The 22,944-nt window shown below is 71.1% G+C and carries 26 protein-coding genes; 11 read left to right on the plus strand and 15 right to left on the minus strand.

Translation table 11 applies throughout. From position 1 onward, the window contains the following. Window positions 1-2: 2 nt before the first annotated feature. The 3 genes from ACIA5G_RS17760 to ACIA5G_RS17770 are packed head-to-tail and all read left to right on the plus strand — an operon-like array spanning window position 3 to window position 1,752. Window positions 3-1,067, plus strand: coding sequence for an MBL fold metallo-hydrolase (locus ACIA5G_RS17760; RefSeq protein ID WP_395924256.1), 1,065 nt, complete (start codon window positions 3-5; stop codon window positions 1,065-1,067). After that, window positions 1,064-1,501 carry a hypothetical protein gene (locus ACIA5G_RS17765; protein ID WP_395924258.1) on the plus strand — a complete coding sequence of 146 codons (438 nt, stop codon included), beginning with the start codon at window positions 1,064-1,066 and terminating at the stop codon, window positions 1,499-1,501. Before ACIA5G_RS17760 ends, ACIA5G_RS17765 begins: the two co-directional genes overlap by 4 nt. Next, window positions 1,498-1,752, plus strand: a complete 255-nt coding sequence (locus ACIA5G_RS17770; protein ID WP_360679287.1) for a Smr/MutS family protein — start codon at window positions 1,498-1,500, stop codon at window positions 1,750-1,752. The genes ACIA5G_RS17765 and ACIA5G_RS17770 overlap by 4 nt, the downstream gene beginning before the upstream one ends. Here the strand turns inward: ACIA5G_RS17770 and ACIA5G_RS17775 are convergent, their stop codons facing one another. The 7 genes from ACIA5G_RS17775 to ACIA5G_RS17805 all read right to left on the minus strand — a co-directional run bounded on the left by ACIA5G_RS17775 (window position 1,753) and on the right by ACIA5G_RS17805 (window position 8,765). Next, complete coding sequence (locus ACIA5G_RS17775; RefSeq protein WP_395924260.1) at window positions 1,753-2,352, minus strand: hypothetical protein; 600 nt, start codon at window positions 2,350-2,352, stop codon at window positions 1,753-1,755. Between the two features lie 123 nt (window positions 2,353-2,475). Further along, complete coding sequence (locus ACIA5G_RS17780; protein ID WP_395924262.1) at window positions 2,476-3,534, minus strand: hypothetical protein; 1,059 nt, start codon at window positions 3,532-3,534, stop codon at window positions 2,476-2,478. 140 nt (window positions 3,535-3,674) lie between these two features. Continuing rightward, window positions 3,675-4,214: a 3-hydroxy-9,10-secoandrosta-1,3,5(10)-triene-9,17-dione monooxygenase reductase subunit gene (hsaB, locus tag ACIA5G_RS17785; protein ID WP_395924264.1), complete on the minus strand. Its 540-nt coding sequence runs from the start codon at window positions 4,212-4,214 to the stop codon at window positions 3,675-3,677. Next, entirely contained in the window at window positions 4,211-5,122 is a 912-nt protein-coding gene (gene hsaC / locus ACIA5G_RS17790; protein ID WP_395924266.1) for an iron-dependent extradiol dioxygenase HsaC, read from the minus strand. Before hsaC ends, hsaB begins: the two co-directional genes overlap by 4 nt. Then, complete coding sequence (gene hsaD / locus ACIA5G_RS17795; protein WP_395924268.1) at window positions 5,122-5,967, minus strand: 4,5:9,10-diseco-3-hydroxy-5,9,17-trioxoandrosta-1(10),2-diene-4-oate hydrolase; 846 nt, start codon at window positions 5,965-5,967, stop codon at window positions 5,122-5,124. The genes hsaC and hsaD overlap by 1 nt, the downstream gene beginning before the upstream one ends. After that, entirely contained in the window at window positions 5,967-7,130 is a 1,164-nt protein-coding gene (hsaA, locus tag ACIA5G_RS17800; protein ID WP_395924270.1) for a 3-hydroxy-9,10-secoandrosta-1,3,5(10)-triene-9,17-dione monooxygenase oxygenase subunit, read from the minus strand. The genes hsaD and hsaA overlap by 1 nt, the downstream gene beginning before the upstream one ends. A 33-nt stretch (window positions 7,131-7,163) precedes the next feature. Continuing rightward, a complete protein-coding gene (locus ACIA5G_RS17805; RefSeq protein WP_395924272.1) occupies window positions 7,164-8,765 on the minus strand; it encodes an FAD-binding protein in 1,602 nt (533 codons plus the stop codon). Window positions 8,766-8,966: 201 nt separating this feature from the next. Here ACIA5G_RS17805 and kstD point away from each other — a divergent pair, with 201 nt between their 5' ends. From kstD to ACIA5G_RS17835, 6 genes are read left to right on the plus strand one after another with little or no spacing between them, the layout of a single operon-like run. Then, window positions 8,967-10,631, plus strand: coding sequence for a 3-oxosteroid 1-dehydrogenase (gene kstD, locus ACIA5G_RS17810; RefSeq protein ID WP_395924274.1), 1,665 nt, complete (start codon window positions 8,967-8,969; stop codon window positions 10,629-10,631). Continuing rightward, the gene (locus tag ACIA5G_RS17815; RefSeq protein WP_395924276.1) at window positions 10,628-11,764 is read left to right on the plus strand and encodes a Rieske 2Fe-2S domain-containing protein; all 1,137 of its coding nucleotides are present in this window, start codon (window positions 10,628-10,630) and stop codon (window positions 11,762-11,764) included. Before kstD ends, ACIA5G_RS17815 begins: the two co-directional genes overlap by 4 nt. Next, on the plus strand, window positions 11,761-12,018 hold the full coding sequence (locus tag ACIA5G_RS17820) for a hypothetical protein (RefSeq protein WP_395924278.1): 258 nt from the start codon (window positions 11,761-11,763) through the stop codon (window positions 12,016-12,018). Before ACIA5G_RS17815 ends, ACIA5G_RS17820 begins: the two co-directional genes overlap by 4 nt. Next, a complete protein-coding gene (locus tag ACIA5G_RS17825) occupies window positions 12,011-13,042 on the plus strand; it encodes a 2Fe-2S iron-sulfur cluster-binding protein (RefSeq protein ID WP_395924280.1) in 1,032 nt (343 codons plus the stop codon). Before ACIA5G_RS17820 ends, ACIA5G_RS17825 begins: the two co-directional genes overlap by 8 nt. 9 nt (window positions 13,043-13,051) lie before the next feature. Beyond that, complete coding sequence (locus ACIA5G_RS17830; protein WP_395924282.1) at window positions 13,052-13,897, plus strand: MaoC/PaaZ C-terminal domain-containing protein; 846 nt, start codon at window positions 13,052-13,054, stop codon at window positions 13,895-13,897. A gap of 32 nt (window positions 13,898-13,929) precedes the next feature. Further along, a complete protein-coding gene (locus tag ACIA5G_RS17835) occupies window positions 13,930-14,388 on the plus strand; it encodes a riboflavin kinase (RefSeq protein WP_395924284.1) in 459 nt (152 codons plus the stop codon). Window positions 14,389-14,489: 101 nt separating this feature from the next. Here the strand turns inward: ACIA5G_RS17835 and ACIA5G_RS17840 are convergent, their stop codons facing one another. From ACIA5G_RS17840 to ACIA5G_RS17870, 7 genes are all read right to left on the minus strand, one after another. Next, the gene (locus ACIA5G_RS17840; protein WP_395924286.1) at window positions 14,490-15,038 is read right to left on the minus strand and encodes a DUF5134 domain-containing protein; all 549 of its coding nucleotides are present in this window, start codon (window positions 15,036-15,038) and stop codon (window positions 14,490-14,492) included. 2 nt (window positions 15,039-15,040) lie between these two features. After that, complete coding sequence (locus tag ACIA5G_RS17845) at window positions 15,041-15,250, minus strand: hypothetical protein (protein WP_395924288.1); 210 nt, start codon at window positions 15,248-15,250, stop codon at window positions 15,041-15,043. Between the two features lie 109 nt (window positions 15,251-15,359). After that, complete coding sequence (locus ACIA5G_RS17850; protein ID WP_395924290.1) at window positions 15,360-16,532, minus strand: lipid-transfer protein; 1,173 nt, start codon at window positions 16,530-16,532, stop codon at window positions 15,360-15,362. Further along, window positions 16,529-16,915, minus strand: coding sequence for a MaoC family dehydratase (locus ACIA5G_RS17855; RefSeq protein ID WP_395924292.1), 387 nt, complete (start codon window positions 16,913-16,915; stop codon window positions 16,529-16,531). The genes ACIA5G_RS17850 and ACIA5G_RS17855 overlap by 4 nt, the downstream gene beginning before the upstream one ends. Continuing rightward, window positions 16,912-17,826: a bifunctional MaoC family dehydratase N-terminal/OB-fold nucleic acid binding domain-containing protein gene (locus tag ACIA5G_RS17860; RefSeq protein WP_395924294.1), complete on the minus strand. Its 915-nt coding sequence runs from the start codon at window positions 17,824-17,826 to the stop codon at window positions 16,912-16,914. Before ACIA5G_RS17860 ends, ACIA5G_RS17855 begins: the two co-directional genes overlap by 4 nt. Further along, complete coding sequence (locus ACIA5G_RS17865; protein WP_395924296.1) at window positions 17,823-18,977, minus strand: acyl-CoA dehydrogenase family protein; 1,155 nt, start codon at window positions 18,975-18,977, stop codon at window positions 17,823-17,825. Before ACIA5G_RS17865 ends, ACIA5G_RS17860 begins: the two co-directional genes overlap by 4 nt. 5 nt (window positions 18,978-18,982) lie before the next feature. After that, on the minus strand, window positions 18,983-20,032 hold the full coding sequence (locus ACIA5G_RS17870) for an acyl-CoA dehydrogenase family protein (protein WP_395924298.1): 1,050 nt from the start codon (window positions 20,030-20,032) through the stop codon (window positions 18,983-18,985). Between the two features lie 87 nt (window positions 20,033-20,119). Here ACIA5G_RS17870 and ACIA5G_RS17875 point away from each other — a divergent pair, with 87 nt between their 5' ends. Continuing rightward, window positions 20,120-20,995 (plus strand): alpha/beta fold hydrolase, encoded by an 876-nt coding sequence (locus ACIA5G_RS17875; protein ID WP_395924300.1) that lies wholly within the window; start codon window positions 20,120-20,122, stop codon window positions 20,993-20,995. 13 nt (window positions 20,996-21,008) lie between these two features. Continuing rightward, window positions 21,009-21,503 carry a nitroreductase family deazaflavin-dependent oxidoreductase gene (locus ACIA5G_RS17880; RefSeq protein ID WP_395924302.1) on the plus strand — a complete coding sequence of 165 codons (495 nt, stop codon included), beginning with the start codon at window positions 21,009-21,011 and terminating at the stop codon, window positions 21,501-21,503. Here ACIA5G_RS17880 and ACIA5G_RS17885 read toward each other — a convergent pair. Then, window positions 21,490-22,884, minus strand: a complete 1,395-nt coding sequence (locus tag ACIA5G_RS17885; protein ID WP_395924304.1) for a wax ester/triacylglycerol synthase family O-acyltransferase — start codon at window positions 22,882-22,884, stop codon at window positions 21,490-21,492. The two genes, ACIA5G_RS17880 and ACIA5G_RS17885, sit on opposite strands and share 14 nt — an antisense overlap. Between the last annotated feature and the right edge of the window lie 60 nt (window positions 22,885-22,944).

Genomic DNA, 22,944 nt, shown 5'->3' on the forward strand with positions numbered 1-22,944 from the left:
CCATGAGGAAGACGATCGCGGCCCTGCGGGACCTGCCGGCGGCGCTCGGCGCGAAGGCCACCGGGGCGCGGGCCGAGCGGGTCCGCTCCTCGCCGCAGTTCGACGGCAAGGTGTTCCGCAACGCCGCGCCGCGGCACCCGATGACCGCGGCGTCGATGCGGGACATCTTCCGGCAGATGTTCTTCGGCGAGCACCGCGAACTGCGCAAACCGGGCGGCTCGGTGCCACTGGTCCGATCCGCCCCGGTGGAGACGGCCGAAGGTGTGCACCTGACCTGGTACGGCCACGCGTCCACGCTGGTGGAGCTCGACGGCGCGCGCGTGCTGCTCGACCCGGTGTGGAGCGACCGGGTGTCCCCGGCCGCGTTCGCCGGACCGCGACGGCTGCACGAGCCGCCGGTGCCGCTGTCCGGGCTCGGCCGGGTCGACGCCGTGGTGATTTCGCACGACCACTACGACCACCTGGACCTGGCCACGATCCGGTCGCTGGTGTCTGCCACCGAGGCGCCGTTCCTGGTCCCGCTCGGGGTCGGCGCGCACCTGGAGCGCTGGCACGTCCCGGCCGACCGCATCATCGAGCTCGACTGGCACGAAGAAGCGACAGTGGCAGGCGTCCGGTTCATCGCAACGCCGGCCCAGCACTTCTCCGGCCGCGGCATCACGAACGACGACACGCTGTGGACGTCCTGGGCCTTGCTGGGCCCCACCCACCGGGTGTTCTACAGCGGCGACACCGGCTACTTCGACGGCTTCGCGACGATCGGCGCGGAACACGGCCCGTTCGACGCGGCCCTGATCCAGATCGGCGCGTACGCCCCGCAGTGGCCGGACATCCACATGACCCCGGAGGAAGGCGTCGCGGCAGGCATCGACGTCCGCGCGAAGCTGCTGGTCCCGGTCCACTGGGCGACGTTCCAGCTGGCCATGCACCCGTGGGGCGAGCCGGCCGACCGCGTGTGGCGCGAAGCGAAGGCGGCGGACCTGGCGCTGGCGATCCCCCGCCCGGGCGAGCGCATCAACGTCACCGCGCCCCCGCAGGTCGACGGCTGGTGGCAGGCCCTGTCGTGATCGACGAACACCAGCGGTACGCCCACTACCTGCTGGAGTTCGCCAATGTCACCGACGCCGGCGAGCCGGAACTGGTCCGCGCGGTGCTCACCGACCCGGACCGGGTGATGGCCGAGTCGGCGGTCGTCCGGCACCTCGACCTGCGAGCGGCGGCGCTGCTGGCCGATCCCGGCTTCCCGGTGTGGGCGACCTGGATGGGCTCCCTGGTCGACGACCACCGGTTCCCGGCCCGGCGGCTGCGGGAGTGGGTGTTGCTGCGGGCCTTCGTCCTGGACGAGGATTGGCGCGAAGAGGACCTGACGAGCGCGTCCGACTGGCTCCAGCGCCGCGCGTGCGCCGAACCCGCCGCCCCGGCCGCGCTCGCGGTGCCGGCCGAGCGGGGCCGCACCCGCCGCGTGCGGGCCGCGGCCCTTCGAGCACGGGAGCGTGCGTGAAGCTGAAGCTGGACCTCCACGACATCTACAACCGCGGCGGCGAGATCGACCGAGCTCTCAAGGGGATCATCGACGAGGCCGTCGCCAAGAAGGCGCCGCTCGTCGAGATCATTCCCGGCAAGGGTTCCGGGCAGCTGAAGAAGCACGTTCTGCGGTTCCTCGAGCGCAAGGACATCAAGGCGCTCTACCACCGCATCGAGAAGGACAAGGACAACTTCGGCCGGGTTTTTGTGCACTTCCGGTGGAAGTGATCAGAACCGGCTGTCGTGCCGCGCTTCGGCCCAGGCGCGGTCCCACGCCGCCGAGTGGAGGCGGCTCACCGCGAACCGGCCGATTCCGTAGAGCCCGGCCAGCGCGCCCGTGATCGCGACCCACAGCAGGATCGCCGCGAAGACGCCGTCGGCCGCCGAGGTGGCCGGGGTCAGGGGCTCGGACGCCAGCTCGCCGCGCTGGTCGAGCCACACGGACAGGTGGGTGCCCGCCGGGCTTCCCGCGTCGGCGAGGACGTCGCCGGTGTGGCGGGCGCCGCGGGAATCGAACCAGGCGGCCGGGACCGTCGTCTGGTCGGCCGGGGCGCCGGCGCCGTCGGCGCTGTAGGCCTGGCTGGACGCCGCGGCCAGCGAGACCGCCGTCGCCGGGTGGCGGGTGGTGCGCTCCTGCTCGGCCCGCGCGGTCTGCGCGGCGTAGGTCTCGGAGCCGAACGACCCCGCGAACGGCAGGGCCAGCAGCGCGCCGGCGATCATCAGCAGCAGCAGAGCCGCCTCGACGCGGTCACCGAACCGCGTCAACGGGTTGCGGCCGGGGTGCAACCGGCGCCGGAACCGGGTGATCCGTCCGCTGGGCCCACGCATGCGCGACTCACTCTCCCCACCGAAAGACATCTTCTCGGTAACAGTGTGCGCGCCGGGGCTGGACTTTCTCTCGTGAATGGGATGCGGCCCACCTGTGAAACCCTGCACAACCACCCGGTCGTGCTAACTCGCCGCGATCGCCGACTGCAGGGCGTGAGCGACCTCCGCCCCGTGGACGTCCGGGTGGCCGGGCACGAACCGGTCGGCCAGGAGGTTGTGCGGCACACCCGGACGCCAGTCGTAACGCCCGCCGACCGGCAGCAGCTCCGCGGTGACGGCTTCGGTGGTCCGCCGCGCGCCGTTGCGCGCGATGCTGCCGTGCGGGCCGACCACCAGCATTTCCGCGATCGCGTACGGGACTTCGGCGGCGACGTCGTTGACGGTGTGGGTCACCACGATCGGCCCCGTGACCACACGCTCGCCGAGGACACGACGGAATTCGCCGGGCTGCCCGTCGTCCCAGTCCGCGGAGAAGCCGTACTGCGAGACCATCGCCTGCAGCAGGGTCAGGGTGGCCAGCGAGCCGGCCGGACGGGTGTTCGCCGCCGCCGTCACCAGACGGCCGCCGAAGCCGTGCCCGGCGAGGTGGATCCGCAGGTCCGGCCGCGTGAGCGCGTCGAGCAGCGGGCCCAGGCCGCGCTCCCCCACCGTGCCCGCGCGGGCCTTGAGCTCGTAGTGCACCAGGTAGTCGAGCAGGTGCTCGGCCGCCGGTTTGGCGAGCCGGTCCATGACCGTGCCGCCGGGCATCGAGAACAGCTGGGCCGACGCGTCTTCGCGGTCTTCGGCGCCTCGCGTGGTCACCGAGAGCAACGCCGCCGCGAAGGCCGTGCGCGCGGTCGCGCGGGCGGTCAGCGCCGGCACGAGGTCGGCCGCGGCGTTGATGGTGAGCCGCTCCGCGGGCAGGAGCTCCCGCAGCTGGTCCAATTGCTCCGGAAGGGTGACGGCGGGCGCCTCCGGTGACGGCCATCGCACGCAGGCGAGCGCGATCCTGCGGTCGGGCAAGGTCACCGAGCGCAGCGACTTGGCCAGCGCCGCATACAGCCGGTGACTCCAGCCGTGGCAGAGCACCAGCAGGTCGGTGGCTCCGGCCGCGAGCCGGCCGACCGCGGCACCCTCGTCGCCGGTCAGCCGCCCCGCCCGGTCGAACTCGACCTCGGCGGCCGGGAAACCGGACAGCTCCACGGGGTCCTCCTCGGGCGACGACTCCCCGGGATGTCGCCCGCGCCCCGGCCGCTGTTACCGATCCGGCCAGAAGCAGGCCGCCCCGCGCGGCACGTAACCGTTGCCACGAAGCCATTCGGCCGTGGCTTGAGTACCGACGCTCACAGCCAGTCGTCCGGCCGCGGCCACGGCATCAGCGCCGCGAGGGCGTCCCGCGCCGGCTCGGTCACCGCGTACCGGCCGCGGTGGAACAGCAACGGCCGCGCGTCCGACGGTGTGCCCAGCGCGGTCACCCGGCCGATGACGACGTAGTGGTCACCGGCCTCGTGGACGGCGTCCAGGGTGCAGTCGATCCAGGTGAGCGCGCCGTCCAGCAGCGGCGCCCCGGACGGCGCGGGTGTCCAGCCGACCCGCGCGAACTTGTCCGGACCGCGCGCACCGAACACCGCGCTGACCTCCTGCTGGTCCTCGGCCAGCACGTTGACCGCGAACCGGCCGGCCGCGGCGAGCACCGGCCAGGTGCGCGACGTGCGAGCCGGGCAGAACAGCACGAGCGGCGGGTCGAGCGACAGCGCCGCGAACGACTGGCAGGCGAACCCGGCGAGGGTGTCGCCGTCCCGGCCGGTGACCACGGTGACGCCCGTGCAGAAGTGCCCGAGCACACTGCGGAACTCGGTCTGGTCGACCGCCACCGAGGTCATGCGCCCGGGGGCCGCGCGCCGACCGAGAAGTCGTGGCCCCACAGGGAAACCGCGGTGCTCTCGCGGGCGATCCAGTTTTCGTCGTCGACCTGCCGGCCTTCACAGCCGAACTCGACGTCGAAACCGCCGGGAGTCTTCATGTAGAACGACAGCATCAGGTCGTTGACGTGCCGGCCGAGCGTGGCCGACATCGGCACCTTCCGCCGGATCGCGCGGTCGAGGCACAGCCCGACGTCGTCGGTGTTCTCCACCTCGACCATCAGGTGCACGATCCCGCTCGGCGTCGGCATCGGCAGGAACGCCAGGCTGTGGTGCCGCGGGTTGCAGCCGAAGAAGCGCAGCCACGCGGGCGGCCCGTCGGCGGGCCGCCCGACCATCTGCGGCGGCAGGCGCATCGAGTCGCGCAGCCGGAAGCCCAGGACGTCGCGGTAGAACCGCAACGACGCCTCGTCGTCCTTTGTAGACAAAACGACGTGGCCGAGCCCCTGCTCACCAGTGACGAACTTGTGGCCGTACGGGCTGACGACGCGCCGGTGCTGCAGCGCAACCCCGTGGAACACCTCCTGGGTGTTGCCGGACGGGTCGTCGAAGCTGATCAGCTCGTCGACGCGCCGGTCGGCCAGCTCCTCCGGCGTGCCCTCCTTGTAGGGCACCGAGGCACTGTCCAACCGCGACCGGATCTCGGCGAGCTCGCCGGCGTTCGCGGCCTCCCAGCCGGTGGTCGCCAGCCGGTCCGCGTCGCCGGGCGAGATGACCAGGCGCGCCGGGAAGTCGTCCATCCGCAGGTAGAGCGAATCCGGATCACCGCCCTTGCCTTCGACCATGCCGAGCACCTTGAGCCCGTACTCGCGCCACGCGGCCATGTCGGTGGCCTCGATCCGGAGGTAGCCCAGTGACCGGATGCCCATCAGGAACTCCCGAGGAAGTCGAGGGCCAGCCGGTTGAACTCGTCGAACTTCTCCAGCTGAGCCCAGTGCCCGCAGCCGCCGAAGACGTGCAGCTGCGCGCGCGGAATCGTCTTGAGCGCCACGAGTGCCCCGTCGAGGGGGTTGACGCGGTCCTCGCGGCCCCAGATCAGGAGCACGCGCTGGCGCAGGCGGTGGGCCTCGCGCCAGAGCATGCCTTCTTCGTAGGTGTCGGGCCGGGCGAACGACATGCCCATCGCGCGCATCGCGGCGAGCGACTCGGGCGTGTTGGCCGCGGCGAAGCGGTCGTCGATCAGCTCGTCGGTGATCAGCCCTTGGTCGTGGACCATGATGCGCAGGAACGCTTCCATGCGCTCACGGCTGGGTTTTGCGGCGAACTTCCCGAGGTTCTTGACCCCTTCGGTGGGATCGGGCGCAAAGACGTTGACACTCAGCCCGCCCGGCCCCATCAGGATCAGGCGCCCGGCGCGCTTGCCGTGGTTCAGCGCCAACCGCACGGCCGCCCCGCCACCCAGGGAATTGCCGATGAAGTGTGCGGTCTCGATCTCCAGCGCATCCATCAGGCCGACCACGGCGTCGGCGCTGTGCCGGAAGTACTGCGGGTGCTCGGTCGGCTTGTCGGAGCGCCCGAAGCCGGGCTGGTCGACCGCGATCGTCCGGTAGTGCTTGGCGAACTCCGGCAGGTTGCGCCCGAAGTTGCTCCACGCCGACGCGCCGGGGCCGCCGCCGTGCAGCAGGATCACCGTCTCGGCGTGCTCGGCGCCGGCCTCGTGGTAGTGCAGCTTGAGGTCGCCCGCCTGGACGTACTTTCCTTCCGGACCGGCCATCAGTACATCGCGTTCTCGACGGGGAGCCCGAAGACCCCGGTGCCGTACATGACGTAGGCGCGCTCGGCGTCGTTGGCCGCGTGAACCCGGCCGGCGTGCGCGTCGCGCCAGAAGCGCTGGATCGGCGTGCCACGCTGGATCGCGCGGCCGCCGGAGTTTTCGAAGAGCCGGTCGATCGCGGAGATCGCGCGTTCCGTGCCGCGCACCTGGTCACGCCGGACGCGCAGGCGCAGATCGCTGGGCAGCCGTTCCTCGCGCTTGGCCAGCTCGTACAGCTCGTCGATGTTGCGGGTCAGCTGCAGCCAGGCGGCGTCGATCTCGCTGGCCGCCTCGGCGATCCGCACCTTGGCGAACGGGTCCTCTTTGGACTGCTCACCGGCGTACGCGGCGCGCACGCGCTTGCGCTGGTGCTCGACGTGCGCGTCGTAGGCGCCCTGAGCCATGCCGATGATCGGCGCGGTGATCGTGGACGGGTGCACCGAACCGTACGGCAGCCGGTACAGCGGCCCCGGGTTCACGGCCTGGCCCGGCACCTTGCACTTCGACGTCGCGATGAAGCTCAGCGCGCGGTGCTGCGGGATGAAGACGTCCTCGACGACGATGTCGTTCGAGCCGGTGCCGCGCAGGCCCACGGTGTCCCAGACGTCCACAATGGAGTAGTCGGCGATCGGCAGCAGGTAGGTGCAGAAGTCGACCGGCTTGCCGTCCTTGAACGCCGGCCCGCCGAGCAGCACCCACGTGCAGTGGTCGCAGCCGGAGGAGAAGCTCCACCGGCCCGACAGCCGGTAGCCGCCCTCGACGACCTCCGCCTTGCCCATCGGCGCGTACGACGAGGAGATCCGCACGTCCTCGTCCTCACCCCAGACCTCCTGCTGGGCCTGCGCGTCGAACAGCGCCACGTGCCACGGGTGGACGCCGAGGATGGAGGCGACCCAGCCGGTGGACCCGCACGCGCTCGCAATCAGCTTGACCGCGGTGTAGAAGCTCACCGGGTCGGCTTCGAAACCGCCGTAGGGCTTCGGTTGCAGCAACTTGAAGAACCCGGTCTCCTGCAGGGCCTTGACGGACTCCGCGGGGACGCTCCGCGCGTCCTCGGTGTCCTGGGCCCGTTCCCGCAGGACCGGCAGGAGGTCCCGGACCCCGGCGATCACCTGCTCGCTCATGCGCAGTCCTCTCTCGCGTTCACTCCCGCAAGACTAGAACACGTTCTCGTTTTTGTCGAGAACACCCTGCGCCAGCGCGCTGTTGATCCCCGCCCTGCGGCCGGAAAACACGCAGTCGGCCAGCGAGAGCCCGCTGACGTACGACCTGGAACAGATTCCCACCGCGGTGCGCCCGGCGGCGTACAACCCGGCGATCGGCTCCCCCGCCGCGCTCCGCACCGCGCCGGTGTCCTCGTCGACCAGCAGGCCGCCGAGGGTGAGCATCGGCGTGGGATAGCCCAGGTTGGGCCGCACGGAGATGTCGATGAGCGAGTACGGCGGGTTCTCCAGCCGCCGCGCGAACTCGGCGGGCTTGCCCATCGGGTCGGCGTCGCCGTGGTACGCCTCGACACTCGCGCGCAGGCCCTCGGCGTTGATCCCGGCCTTGCGCGCGACCTCGTCGAGCGTCGTACCGAGCACCCGCCCGCGGCGCAGCAGGTACCGCAGCTGGAGCCATTGGAACCACTGGCTTTGGGCGCGACCGTCCCGGCGCGCTTCCGCCACGATCGGCGCGTCGACGAGCAGCCAGCCCTTGCTCCCGTGCTCCTCGATGAGCTTCTCGCCGACCGCTGCGCCGTACCGGGACTCGTCGATGACCCGCTTCCCCTCGGCGTCGACGATGATCCCGCCGAGGAACGCGCTGGGCGGCGTGACGAACCGCCATGCGGAGATCCGGCCCAGTTCCCCAGTCGCCGCCCCGGCCTCGACCCCGAGCCGGATGCCCGAGCCGTTGTCGGCGGACGTGCCGAGCGGGAGCCCGCCGCGGTAGGCCGGCGCGTGCTCGCGCACCATCTCGCGGTCGGCGATGAACCCGCCCGCGGCGAGCACCACCCCGCGGCGCGCGACTATCCGCAGCTCACGGCCGTGACTGCGTTCGAAGCGCTCGACCCGCCGATGCAGCGACTTGCGCAGCGCGGGCACGTAGATCCCGGGCTTCGCGGCGTACTGCGCGAACCGCTGGTGCCGCGCGCGCACCCACGCGGGCGCGTCCCGCAGCGTGTCGACCACGAGCCCGGTGACGCGGCCTTCGTCGTCACGGACCAGGTTCCGCGCGGTCGTCTGGGTCAGCACCCGGATCCCGCGCTTCGCGACGGCCTCCTTGAGGCGCGTCATCAGCATCTTCCCCGAGGTCCCGGGCCCCTTGACGCGGTGGCCGCGCGGGGCGGGCTTCGCGGCGTCGCGGAAGCCACCGGCCGCCTCGCTGCCGGAGTAGTAGAGGTAGTACTTGTCGCTGGGGTACGACGTCTTGTGCGGGCAGAGGCTGCCTTCGAACGGCACGCCGTTGCCCTCCAGCCAGGTGATCATCTCGCGGCTGCCTTCGCAGAACTGCCGCAATGTCTTCTCGGCGACGACGTCCCCGGCTTCCAGCCGCAGGTAGTGGTACATCGCGTCGACGGAGTCGTCGACGCGAGCGTCGAGCTGCTGGGCGGTGCCACCGCCCGCGTAGACCACGCCTCCGCTGACCGCGCTGGCGCCACCACCGGCAAACCGCTCGACGATGACGACATCGGCGCCCGCATCGGCCGCTTCCAGGGCGGCGCAGGCGCCGGCCGCCCCGAACCCCACGATCACCACGTCCGCGACGAGTTCGTCCATGGGCACCACCCTAGAACTGGAACACGTTCTCGTCTATGGTGAGCTAAAGCGGCTCCCAACTGGATACTTGTCGAGTGGAACACGTTACCGATCTGGCCGAAAAGCAGGCGGACACGGACCGGCGGCGACCCGCTCACCGGCAGCCTTTCCGCCGTGGCTGTCGGCCGGATCGGTAACCATCGATACAGCAGGTGAGGTGGCATGACGGAGCAGTTCGACGTTGTCGTCGTCGGCAGTGGCGCCGCCGGGATGACCGCCGCGCTGGCTGCGGCCCGCAACGGCTTGAGCGTCGTCGTCCTCGAAAAGGCGGCCTGCTTCGGTGGCTCGACCGCCCGCTCCGGCGGCGGGGTCTGGCTGCCGGGCAACCACGCGCTGAAGGCCGCCGGGATCGACGAACCACCCGAGCGGGCACGCGAGTACCTGGCTTCGATCGTCGGTGACGTCGTCCCGGCCGTCCGCCGAAACACGTTCCTCGACCACGGCCCCGAGGTGCTGAAGTTCGTCTGCGACCACACGCCGCTGAAGTTCCGCTGGGTCCGCGACTACAGCGACTACCACCCCGAAGCCCCGGGCGGGCGGCCCGGCGGCCGGTCGGTCGAGCCGGTCGCCTTCGACGGCAAGCTGCTCGGTGACGACCTGGCCCACCTCGAACCGCCGTACAGCGCTCCCCCGCTCGGCGTGCCGATCACCCAGGCGGACTACCGCTGGCTGAGCCTCCTGGCAAGGCACCCCCGCGGTGCCGTCCGGATGCTGTCGCTCGGTGTGCAGTGGCTGGTCGGCCGGGTGCGCGGGCAGCGCCTGATGAGCATGGGGCAAGCGCTTGCGGGCGGGCTGCGGGTGGGCCTGACCAGGGCCGGCGTCGAAGTCCGACTCAACACTCCGATGGTCGACCTGCAGGTCGACGGGGACCGCGTCACCGGGGTCGTCACCGAGCAGGGAGTTGTCGGAGCCCGCCGCGGGGTCATCCTCGCCAGCGGCGGCTTCGAGCAGAACCTCGAGATGCGCGAGAAGTACCAGCGCGCGCCGATCGGCACCGACTGGACCGTCGGCGCGGCCGCCAACACCGGCGACGGCATCACCGCCGGCCTCAAGCTGGGCGCGGCCCTCGACCTGATGGACGACGCCTGGTGGGGCCCGACACTGCCGCTCACCGGCGGCCCGTGGTTCGCGCTGGCCGAGCGATCGCGGCCGCGCTGCATCATGGTCGACGCCCGCGGCGAGCGGTTCGTCAACGAGTCGGCGCCCTACGTCGAGGCCGTGCACGCGATGTACGGCTCCGGCGACGGGCCGGGTGAGCACATCCCGACCTGGCTGGTGTTCGACCAGCGCTACAAGGACCGCTACATGTTCACCGGCGTCGGGCCGCGCCAGCCGCTGCCCGGACGCTGGTTCAAGGCGGGGATCGCGGTGAAGTCGGGCTCGCTGGCCGGACTGGCCGCGAAGATGGACGTCCCGCCGGAAGGCCTCGAAGCGACTGTCGAGCGCTTCAACGGCTTCGCGCGCAAGGGCGTCGACGAAGACTTCCACCGCGGGGTCAGCAAGTACGACCACTACTACGGCGACCCGCGCAACAAGCCCAACCCCAGCCTCGGCCCCCTGGACAAAGCGCCGTACTACGCGGTGAAGATCGTCCCGGGCGACCTGGGCACCAAGGGCGGCCTGCGCACCGACGAACACGCGCAGGTCCTGCGTGAAGACGGCACGGTGGTGCCCGGGCTGTACGCCGCGGGCAACACCAGCGCGGCCGTGATGGGCGGCACGTACGCCGGCCCGGGCGCGACCATCGGCCCAGCCATGGTGTTCGGCTACCTTGCGGCGACGCGGCTGGCGCACGAAGATCAAGGGACCACGGGAGGCGAGCGATGACAGAGGATTCGGTACGCACCATCTACGCGGGTGAGCCACCGGCCCGGTTCGCGCGCGGCTGGCACTGCCTCGGCCTGGCGGAGGACTTCCGCGACGGGAAACCCCACGCGGTCACGGCGTTCGGCACGAAACTCGTCGTGTTCGCCGACTCGAAAGGCGAGCTGAACGTCCTCGACGGCTACTGCCGGCACATGGGCGGCGACCTCACCCAGGGCACCGTCAAAGGTGACGAGGTCGCGTGCCCGTTCCACGACTGGCGCTGGAACGGCAAGGGCAAATGCGTCTCGATCCCCTACGCCAAGCGGGTTCCGCTGCGCGCGCGGACGCGGTCGTGGACGGCGCTGGAGCAGAACGGGCAGCTGCTGGTCTGGCACGACCCCGAGGGCAACCCGCCGGCCGACGAGCTGGCGATCCCGCACATCGAGGCGGCCGACAGTCCCGAGTGGAGCAACTGGACCTGGGACTCGATCTACATCGACGGCTCCAACTGCCGCGAGATCATCGACAACGTCGTCGACATGGCGCACTTCTTCTACATCCACTACGCCTACCCGACGTACTTCAAGAACGTGTTCGAGGGCCACATCGCCACGCAGTACCTCAACACCAAGGGCCGCCCGGACATGGGCATGGCGTCCAACTACGGCGGTGAGGACAACCTGCTGCGGTCGGAGGCGTCGTACTTCGGGCCGTCGTACATGATCAACAAGCTGGTGAACTCGTTCCAGGGTTACGAGATCGAGAGTGTGCTCATCAACTGCCACTACCCGGTGTCGCCCACGGCGTTCGTGCTGCAGTACGGCATGAAGGTCAAGAAGCAGCACGGGCTCACCGACGAGCACGCGGACAAGATCGCGGCGAAGCTGGCGAAGGGCATCGGCGCGGGCTTCTTGCAGGACGTCGAGATCTGGAAGCACAAGACCCAGATCGACAACCCGCTGCTGTGCGAAGAGGACGGTCCGGTCTACCAGCTCCGCCGCTGGTACCAGCAGTTCTACGTCGACGCCGCCGACGTCACCGAGGACATGACCCGGCGGTTCGAGTTCGAAGTGGACACTTCGAAGGCCAACGAGGCGTGGGCGGCCGAGGTGGCGGAGAACCTGGCCCGCCAGAAGACCGAGGCGGAAGTGTGACCACCGCCGAGACCGTCGAGTTCCTCACCGGCGGGCTGCGGCCGCACGAGTGCCGCAGCTGCGGGACGTGCGTGCTGGTGAAGAAGAACAGCATCCAGCACACGAGCATCCAGTGGACGTCTTCGCCGGCGGAAACGTGCCCGGTGTTCGCCGACGCCGACGGGCCGTCCGCGCTGCTCGACACGTGCCCGAAGCTGGCGGACAGCATCGGCGACGCGGTGCGCGAGGGTTCGCTGGCGGTGGCCGATGGGTGAGCGGGTCTACACGCTGACGGTCGCCGACGTCGTCGTCGAGACGCCGGACGCGCGGTCGGTGGTCTTCGAGATCCCCGCGGAGCACACAGCGGCCTTCGAGTACACGGCCGGGCAGTTCCTGACCCTGCGGATCCCCAGTGACCGGACCGGTTCCGTGGCGCGGTGTTATTCGCTGTCGAGCGCGCCGCACGAGAACCGCGTGCAGGTGACGGTCAAGCGGACCGACGGCGGGTACGGCTCGAGCTGGGTCTGCTCCTCGCTTCGCCCGGGGATGACGGTGGAGGTGCTCGCGCCGGCGGGCGTGTTCTGCCCGACGTCGGTGGACGAGGACTTCCTGCTGTTCGCCGGTGGTAGCGGCATCACACCGGTGATGGCGATCCTGAAAACGGCGCTGGAGCAGGGTTCCGGCCGGGTCGTGCTGGTCTACGCGAACCGCGACGAGAACTCGGTGATCTTCGCGGGTGAGCTGGCTTCGCTGGCGAAGCGCTACGGCGACCGGCTGGTGGTCGTGCACTGGCTGGAGAGCGTCCAGGGGCTCCCGGACGTCTCACAGCTGCGCGGGCTGGCTTCGGTGTACACGGCGTACGAAGCGTTTCTCTGCGGTCCGGCGCCGTTCATGGCGGCCGCGCGGGAAGCGCTCGGGCAGCTCGGGGTGCCGCGGGACCGGGTGCACGTCGAGAAGTTCACGTCGCTCACTGGTAACCCGTTCGAAGACGTTGTTGCCGAGGAGGAGCCGGCTTCGGACGAGGCTCCCGCGTCGCTGACGGTGACCTTGGACGGCACGACGCGGTCGATGGCCTGGCCTCGGCAGCGGAAGCTGCTCGACCACCTGCTGGACGCGGGCATGGACGCGCCGTACTCGTGCCGTGAGGGACAATGCAGTGCGTGCGCGTGCCGGGTCGTGTCGGGTGAGGTGAAGATGCTGCACAACGAGGTCCTGGACGCCGAAGACATCGCCGACGGCATCGTGCTGGGCTGCCAGTCGCTGCCGGTCACCGACGACGTCGCGATCAGCTACGAATAGGAGTTCCGCGTGCCCATCGATCCCGCGGTCGCCATCGGCGCCGAGATCGGCGAGGTGAGCTTCGCCTGGACGTCGTCGGACGTGCTGCTGTACCACCTGGCGCTGGGCGCGGGGCCGGACGAGCTGCGGTACACCTACGAGCAGGACCTGGTGGTGCTGCCGACGTTCGCGACGGTCGCGGCCAACCTGCGCGTGTTCGAGCCGCCGGCGCTGTCGTTCCCCGGCGTGGAGATCGACCTGGCGAAGGTGCTGCACGGCAAGCAGGAGATCACCCTGCACCAGCCGATCCCGACGGCGGGCAAGGCGGTGGCCCGGTCGCGGATCGCGGACGTCTTCGACAAGGGGAAGGCGGCGGTGATCGTCCAGGAGGTCGCGGTGACCTCGTCCGCCGGGGATCCACTGTGGACGGCCCGGTCGAGCATCTTCGCCCGCGGTGAAGGCGGTTTCGGCGGCTCGCGGGGCCCGTCGGACAAGATCGAGTGGCCGGCGCGCGAGCCGGACGTCGTCTTGGAGACGCCGACCTTGCCGCAGCAGGCGTTGCTGTACCGACTGTGCGGCGACCGGAACCCGCTGCACGCCGACCCCGCGTTCGCCTCGGCGGCCGGGTTTCCGAAGCCGATCCTGCACGGGCTGTGCACGTACGGGATCGTCGCGCGGGTGCTGGTCAACGAGTTCCTCGACGGTGATCCGGCCCGGGTGGGGTCGTTCGCCACGAAGTTCGCCGGGGTGGTGTTCCCCGGCGAGACACTGCGCACGCGGGTCTGGCGCGAGGCCGGCCGGCTGCTGGTGACGACGTCGGCCGCCGACCGGGACGACGCGCCGGTGCTGGCGGACACGGTGCTGTCCACGATCTGATCTCCCCGCCGGGCGCCCGCTACCGTGGAGGGGTGACTTCGGAATACTTCGTGGTGCGGGGAACGGTCGAGCCGGGCGACCAGCGCGGCCGCGAACTGGGTTTCCCGACGGCCAACATCGCACTGAGTGACCAATCGGGCTCGGTCGGCGACGGAGTGTGGGCAGGCTGGGTCCGCCGAGCCGACGGCACCCACGTCCCGGCCGCGATCTCGGTCGGCCGCCGCCCCACGTACTACGGCGCGGACGGGTACCGCCTGCTGGAGGCCCACCTCCTGGAGTTCAGCGGCGACCTGTACGGCGAGACGCTGGTGGTGTGGCTCGGGTCCCACCTGCGGGAGCAGAAGGCGTACTCCTCGGCGGAGGACCTGATCACGGCGCTGAAGAACGACATCGCGGCGGCAACCCGGTGGACGACGGACCACCCGGCGGCGGGGCTGCCGGAGGTGGAAGAGAGCACGCTGGGAGCGGTTCGGCGCTTCACGGCCGGATAAGGACTACCCGCCAGGCTTCGGATGGCATGAACGACTCGTTCATGTCGTCCGGCGCCATGAACGAGTCGTTGATGCCATCCGGCGCAGCTCGGCCACCGCCGTCACAGGGCCGAGGCCAGCAGCAGGTAGCCCATCCCCGCCCCCATGACCACCCGGCAGATCGCCCGCGAAGCCTGCCCGGACGTCTCGGTGACCGGCTGCGGCCCCCGCAGCGCGAGCACCCCCGTCCACGCGGCGTCGACCACGAAATACCCGGCCGCCGCCACGGCCACCAGCGGCAGCGCCAGCCGGGCCGACGAATCCACCGTGGACATCGTCAACCAGGGCCCGTGCGCCGTTCCGCCGTGGGGCATCGCCGTCACCATGTACAACATCGCCGCCGCCGACAGGGCGTGGTGGGCGCACCCCGCGCCCCGCCACCAGGCGATCGCGAACCAGCCCGCCGTCAGGACCAGCACCGCCTGCCAGCCGGCCGCCGGGATCGGGCCGCCCACCGGGGACAGCATCGCCACCATCGCGACCACCAGCAGCAGCTCGGCCAGGTCGCCGTGCCGGACGCCGGCGCCCAGCCGCGTGTAGTCGAGGCGGATCAGCCGCAGCACGCAGGGCAGCGCCAGCAGGGCGAACGCCGCCGTCAGCGCCCAATCCATCCCTACGAGGCGAACAGTTTGTCGAGCGCGCCTTCCTTGACGTCGGAGACCAGGTCGTGCAGCTGCGCCAGGCTCATCTGGATCCGCGCGCCGAAGTCGTCGGTGATCACCACGCGACGCTCCTCGTCGGCGTCGTGGTCCAGGAACAGCTCCGGGCAGCCGCAGTTGCACTGACCGCAGAAGGTGACGATGTGTTCGAGCGGCTCGCGCATGTCGGCCTCACTGTGCGTCGTGGATGGTGCCACCACCGTGACACCCCGCCCGGCCGCACACCAGCCGTCAATGAGGTGAAGCCCGTTGACCCACAAGGGCGACGACCGGCTACCCGCCGCTCGTCAAGACGAGCCCACTGGTCGGAACGCCGGTGCCCGCGGTGACCAGCACCTTGGCCGCGCCCTCGACCTGGTTGGCCGCCGTGCCCCGGAGCTGCCGGACGCCTTCCGCGATGCCGTTCATCCCGTGGATGTAGGCCTCGCCCAGCTGGCCGCCGTGCGGGTTGAGCGGCAGCGCGCCGTCGAGCTCCAGCGCGCCGTCGGCGATGAAGTCCTTCGCCTCGCCGCGGCCGCAGAACCCGAGCTCCTCCAGCTGCATCAGCACGTACGGGGTGAAGTGGTCGTACAGCACCGCGACGTCCACATCGGACGGTCCGAGCCCGGACTGGCCCCACAGCTGCCGCCCCACGACGCCCATCTCCGGCAGCGCGGCCAGGTCGTCGCGGTAGTAGCTGGTCATCACGTACTGGTCGGGCCCGCTCCCCTGCGCCGCCGCCGCGATCACCGCGGGCGACTGCGCCAGATCGCGGGCCCGTTCGACACTCGTGACGACCAGCGCAACCCCGCCGTCACTCTCCTGGCAGCAGTCGAGCAAGTGCAGCGGCTCGGCCACCCAGCGCGACGACTGGTGCTCCTCGAGGGTGATCGGCCGCCCGTGGAACCACGCGTTCGGGTTGGTCGCGGCGTGCTTGCGGTCGACGACGGCGACCCGGCCGAAGTCCTCGCTCGTCGCGCCGTAGTCGTGGAGGTACCGCTGCGCGACCATGGCCACCGTCGCCGCCGGGGTCGCGATGCCCATCGGGTAGTGGAACGCGTTGTCCACCCCGGACGAGTTGACCTGGCCGGCCGCGGCCGAGGACACCTGGCCGAAGCGCATCCCCGAGCGTTCGTTGAACGCGCGGTAGGCGACCACGACGTCCGCGACACCGGTCGCCACCGCCATCGCGGCCTGCTGCACGGTCGCCGCCGCGGCACCGCCGCCGTAGTGGATGCGGCTGAAGAACTTCAGCTCCGGGATGCCCAGCTCGCGCGCCACCGCGATCTCCGCGTTGCCGTCCATGGTGAACGACACGAGCCCGTCCACATCGGACGGTGAGAGTCCCGCGTCGGCCAGCGCGTGGGAGATGCATTCCGCCGCCAGCCGCAGTTCGCTGCGTCCCGAGTCCTTCGAGAACTCCGTCGCGCCGATCCCGGCGATGGCCGCCTTGCCCGAGAGTGTCATGGCAGGGTCACCTCCACGGTCCCGGCGACGTGCTCACCGAGCGAGTCCACCCCGGACACCGACACGACGACGTCCGGGCCGTCGGCCGAGACGACCCGGCCGGTGAACGTCAGGGTGTCGTAGGCGTAACACGGCACGCCGAGCCGGATCTTGATCGACCGGATCAGCGCCTCCGGCCCGGCCCATTCCGAAACGAACCGCTGCACCAGGCCGGTGTCGGTGAGGATGTTGAGGAAGATGTCCTTCGAGCCACGCTCGACCGCGGAGTCGCGGTCGTGGTGCACGTCCTGGAAGTCGCGGGTGGCCAGGGCCGTGCTGACCACGAACGTCGGGGTCGCCTCGATGGTCAGCGGCGGCAGTTCGGTTCCCTCGGTGACGGTCATCGGGCCACCTTCCACGCGGGCAGCGTCAGGTCGTCGTCGACCCGGACGAACGCCGCCACCACCGGAAGTCCGATGTGGACCTCCGCCGGCGCGGCGTCGAGCAGCTCGGCCATGACGCGGACCCCTTCTTCCAGCTCCACCAGGGCCACGACGAACGGCAGGTCCTTGCCCGGCACGGGCGGGTGGTGGTGCACGACGTACGAGAACACGGTGCCCCGGCCGCTCGCCACGACGTAGTCGGGCTTCGCGTCCAGGTCGCCGTCCGGTGGCATCGGACCGGGCGGGTGACGCAGCGTCTCACCCCAGCGCTGGATCCGCAGTTCGCTTTCCTTGAGGCCGTCCCAGAAGAACTCGGTGTCCTTGCTGATCACCGGCCGCAGCACCGGCGCCGCCGGCGGCTTCGGCGCGGGCGGGCGGAACTTCAGCACCCGGAACATCATCTCGGCAACCGGTTCACCCTCGACGTACCAGGTCATCCGCGTGGTGACGAACCAGCCTTCACCCAGCGCGGTCTTCTTCGGCCCGACCACACTCTCGAGCTTCGTCCGCGCTTCGACCTGTTCACCGGGGCGCAGATAGCGGTGGTAGGTCTGTTCGGAGTTCGTCGCGACGACCGAGGTGAACCCGGCTTCGTCGAGCAGCTCCATCATCAGGCCGAGCGGGTCGTCGGACCCGCGCGGGACGTTCAGCCCGCCCATCGTCCACACCTGCGCCATCGCGGGTGGCGCCACGAGTCCCTTGTGGACGCTCTTCGCGGCGAACTCCGGGTCGGTGTACACCGGGTTCGTGTCGCCGATGGCCTCGGTCCAGTTGTTGACCATGGCCTGGTTGACCGGGTCGCGCGCCAGGCGCGGCGCGCACTCCCCGCGCGCGGCGATCTCTTCGGCGGCTTCGGTGATCTTGTCGGTCATCGTGGCACCCTCGGCAGTCCCAGGCCGATCGACGCGATCAGCTCCCGTTGGATCTCGCTCACCCCGCCGCCGAACGTCAGCACGATGTTGCGTTTCGCCTGCAGGTCAAGCCATTCCGCCAGCTCCGCGGTGTCCGGATCGGCCAGATCGCCGTGGCGTCCGACGAGTTCTTCCATCAGCCGGCCGATCCGCTGGATGACCTCGGAGCTGAACACCTTCGTCGCGGACGCGTCGGCGACGACCACCGGCGCGCTCGCCGCGGAGACGGCGACCTGCCAGTTCAGCAGCTCGTTGACCCGCGTCACCGCGAACGCCTCGGCCAGCACGGACCGCACGTCGGCGAGGTCCAGCAGGCCGTGGGCCGACGCCCAGGCGTGGAGCCGGTCGTACAGGCCGCCGATGCGGCCGGCCGGGCCGAGCATGACACGCTCGTGGTTGAGCTGCGTCGTGATCAGCCGCCAGCCCTCGTTCTCCTTGCCCACCAACCGGTTCACCGGCACCCGGACGTCCGAATAGTACGTCGCGTTGACGTGGTGGGCGCCGTCGCAGGTGATGATCGGCGTCCACGAGTACCCGGGGTCGCTCGTGTCCATGATCAGGATCGAGATGCCCTTGTGCCTCGGCGCGTCGGGCGCGGTCCGCACGGCCAACCAGATGTAGTCCGCGTCGTGGCCGCCGGTGGTGAAGATCTTCTGACCGTTGACGACGTACTCGTCGCCGTCGCGCACCGCCGTCGTGCGCAGCGCCGCGAGGTCGGTGCCGGCCTCCGGTTCGGTGTAGCCGATCGCGAAGTGGATCTCGCCGGCCAGGATCTTGGGCAGGAAGAAGGACTTCTGCTCGTCCGTGCCGTACTGCTGCAGTGTCGGCCCGACCGTCTGCAGGGTCACCGACGGCAGCTGGACGTCGGCGCGCGAAGCCTCGTCGACGAACAGGTGCTGCTCGATCCCGCCGAAGCCCTGCCCGCCGTACTCGACCGGCCAGCCGACACCGAGCCGGCCGTCGCGGCCCATCCGGCGGACGATCTCGCGGAACACCGGCCCGTGCCGTTCGCGCCGCATCGCCTGGCGTTCCTCCGGGCTGATCAGCCCGGCGAAGTACTCGCGCAGCTCGGTGCGTAGTTCTTGTTGCGCCGCGGTCAGTTCGACGTGCATCACGCTCACCCCGCCACTCGTTCGCCGAGCCGGCCGAGCCGGTGCGCGGCGCCGCCGAGCGCCCGGCCGAGATCCTTCACCGCGGACGAATACCGGTGCAGCGGATAGGTTTTGTCCACCCCGACACCGCCGTGGAGGTGGTGGCAGGTCGCCAGCGCGACCGGCGCCTGCTCGGCGAGCCAGTAGGCGGCGACGTCCAGTTCGGCGTCCGCGCCGAGCCCCGAAGCCAGCCGCCACACCGCCGACGTCACGGCGAGGTGCACGGTCCGCGCGGCGACGTAGACGTCGGCGATCTGGCCCGCGACCGCTTGGAAGGTCGCGAGTGGACGGCCGAACTGCGTGCGCTCGCCGACGTGCTTGACGGTCAGCGCCAGCGCGCCGGCCAGGAGGCCGTCCCCCAGCGCGAGGGATCCGGCCAGGGCGAACCGGTGCAGCGCCGCGATCGCGCCGTGGTCCGCGAGCAGGTCGGACTCTTCGACGGCGACGTCGTCGAGCCGCACGGTGCACTCCGGTGTCCCGGCCGAGTTGCGGGCCGGGACGAGCGTGACGCCGTCGGCGTGCGGGTCGACCAGGTAGACGGCGGTGCCGTGCGGGGTGGACACCGGCGTGAGGATCCGGGTGGCTTCCGCGGCGTACGGAACCGCGGTCTTCACCCCGGTGAGCAGCCACTTCCCGTCGCCCGCCCGGGCGGTCGCCGCGGGCTCGGCGGTGAGCGGCGCGGACGGCTCGTGCAGCGCCGCGGTGAGCAGGGCTTCCCCTGCCGCGACCGGCGGCAGGAGCTCCGCGCGTTGCCGGGGTGTGCCGAGGGTTTCCACCGGCAGGACGCCCAGGGCGAGCGCGGCGTAGGCCGGCACCGGCGCGGCGGCGCGGCCGACCTCGGTCAGCACCTGGGCCACTTCGGCCACACCGAGGCCGTCCCCCTCCAGGTCCGGGGGCAGCGCGAGCGCCAGCAGGCCCGCGTCGGTGAGCGCGCGCCAGGGGTCGTCGACCGCGCCGAGCACCTTCGCGGTGAGTGCGGCGATCTCCGTCTGCGTATCGTCAAGGGCGAAGTCCACGCCTGTCCTCCGGATCGGCGCAATACTGAAACCTGTTCTAGTCTTAACCGGAAAAGGCCAGCACGGCAACCCCCGCGGAGGAGTGGGATGGCGGTGACCGACCCGGGCGGCGCCGGGTGGCGCGCGACCCGGCGGCTGATCACCGCGCCCCCGACCGCCGGTGTGCCCGACCCGGTGCCGCTGGAGCTGCCCGGCCGCGGGCGGACCGTGGTGACCGACGTCGGCCCGCGGGACGCGCCCGCGCTCGTTCTGCTGCATTCGGTGGCCTGCACCGGCTTGCTGACCTGGTACCCGGCGCTCACGCGGCTCGCGCGGCACCACCGCGTCGTCGTGTTCGACCAGCGGTGGCACGGCCAGGGTTTCCGCTCGCCGGAGTTCCGGCTGGCCGACTGCGCCGAGGACGTCACCGCCGTCGCCGACGCGCTGGGGGTCGGCGAGTTCGCGATCGCCGGGTACTCGATGGGCGGGCTGGTCGGCCAGCTCGTCGCCCGCGCCGAACCAGAACGTGTTACCGGATTGGTGCTCTGCTCGACCGCGAGCAACTTCGGGCGCGGGCTGCGCCAGCGGGTCGCCCTCGACGTCTTCGGCCGCACGCTGCGGCAGCTTCGCGAGCGCGTGAAGCTGCCGCCGGCGGCCGAAGCACTCCCCCGCGCCCGCCTCGAGGACCACCGGTGGGCGCTGCGGGAGTTCCGGTCGACCACGCCGTGGGAGATCGCGGTCGCGGTCGACGAGATCGGCCGGTTCGACTCGACCCGCTGGCTGCACACGCTGCGGCTGCCCACCGCCGTCGTCGTGACCACGCGGGACCGGTTCATCGCGCCCGACCACCAGCGGTCACTGGCCCGCCGGATCCCCGGCGCGGCGACCTACGAAGTCGCGGCCGGGCACGCGGCCTGCGTGCTGGCCGCCGACCGCTGGGTGCCCGCCCTGCTGGCCGCGGTCGCGTCGGTGCACACCCCTTGAGAAGGAGTTCACGATGGGACGTTTCAGCTTGCCCGAAGAGAAGCCCGGCGGTCTCGACTCGCCCGTGACGGCCAAGGTCATGAAGTACGGGGCGAAGGTCCAGGCGAAGGTCTTCAAGCTGACCGGCGGGCGGGTCGGCAGCACGTGGCGGGTGGGCGCGGGCTTCCGCAAACCCGTGCCGACGCTGCTGCTCGAACACCACGGCCGCAAGTCGGGGCGGCTGTTCACCACCCCGCTGCTGTACCTGCAATCCGGCGAGGACGTCGTGATCGTCGGGTCCCAGGGCGGGCTGCCGAAGCACCCGCAGTGGTATTTCAACCTGCTGGCGCACCCCGAGACCCGGGTCCACCTCAAGGGCCGTCGCGACGTCGCCGTCATGGCCCGGGTGGCCGGGCCGGAGGAGCGCGCCGAACTCTGGCCGCGGCTGGTCGAGTTGTACGCCGACTTCGCGAAGTACCAGGCCTGGACCGACCGGGAGATCCCGGTCGTGGTGCTCAGCCCGCGGTAGGCGCGGCCTTCAGCAGCTCCGCCAGGGCCTCCGGGAGCGCGTCGGCGAGCGGCCAGAGGTCCTTGACCAGCTCCCGCGCGCCGAGCAGGCCGATGTGCACCTTGCCCGCGTTGGACAGCACGGTGACGTTCAGCCCGGCGCCGTGGAAGACCGGGCCGAGCGGGTAGAGGCCGGTGATCCGCGCGCCGAGCAGGTACAGCGGCATCGGCGGGCCGGGCACGTTCGAGACGACCAGGTTGTGCACGACCGGGTGCTTCTCGGCCAGCCGCAGCGCGGAGTACGCGCGCACCGCCATGCCGAACGCCGTCGCGGCGGAGAACTGCGCCCAGTCCTGCAGCATGTCGGCGTCGATGTCGTAGTGGTGGTCCTTCGACAGCCGGTTGGCCTCGGCGAGGAAGAACACCCGCGCGGCCGGGTCGGCCAGGTGCGTCGGCAGCGAGGCGAAGAACGCCGAAACCTTGTTGCTGCCGTGCTCGCGTTCGGTCCGGTCGTGCACCGACACCGGCACGGTCGCGACCAACGGGTCGTCCGGCAGCTCACCGCGCGCGCCGAGGAACTGCCGCAGGGCGCCGGCGACGAGCGCGAGCACCACGTCGTTCACCGTGACCCCGAAGGCGTTCTTCACGTCCTTGACCTCGTCGAGGTCGAGCTGGGCGAACGCGACGCTGCGGTGCCCGGTGATCGTGCCGTTCAGCGACGTCCGCGGCGCGGTGAACGGGACCGGCATCCCCTTGCCGCGCACCGCCCGCCCGAGCCAGCGCGGGACGAGCTCAAGCAGGTCCGGCAGCAGCCGCGCGACCTCCAGCGGCCGCTTGGCGAAGGTCTCGACGCCGGTGCGGAGCAGGTGCAGCGGTGACGGGATCGCGGAGTTGTGGCGCTCCTCGACCTCCGGCATCGGCGCGTCCGGCTCCAGCCCGGCCAGGTAGGTGATCAGGCTGGCGCCGCTCACGCCGTCGACGCTCGCGTGGTGCATCTTCAGCAGCACGGCGATCTGGCCGTCGGCCAGGCCTTCGATGACGTAGAGCTGCCACAGCGGCTGCGCGCGGTCGAGCTGCTGCCCGGCGATGTGCGCGCACAGCTCGGCCAGCTCCGCGCGGTCGCCGGGGGCCGGCACGCCGATGCGGTGCACGTGGTGGTCGAGGTCGAAGTCGTCGTCCTCGATCCACACGGGGTGGCTGAGGTTCCAGAGTGGATTGTGCAGTTTGCGGCGGAATGCCGGGATCACCCCGACCCGTTCTTCCAGCCGCGCCTTGAGCTTCGCGAAGGTGTAGCCGCCGGGCACGGTCGAGCCGTCGAGGGTCATCAGACCGCAGACGTGCAGCACCTGGGACGGCGTCTCGAGGTAGAGGAAGCTCGCGTCGAGGCCGCTCAGTCTCTGCATGACGATCAGCGTAAGCCACTTCCGGCGGGCGGCGCGTCACCCTACTCGCCGGTACCATCA

Origin of the sequence: Amycolatopsis sp. NPDC051758, from assembly GCF_044453095.1 — a bacterium.
Taxonomy (GTDB): domain Bacteria; phylum Actinomycetota; class Actinomycetes; order Mycobacteriales; family Pseudonocardiaceae; genus Amycolatopsis.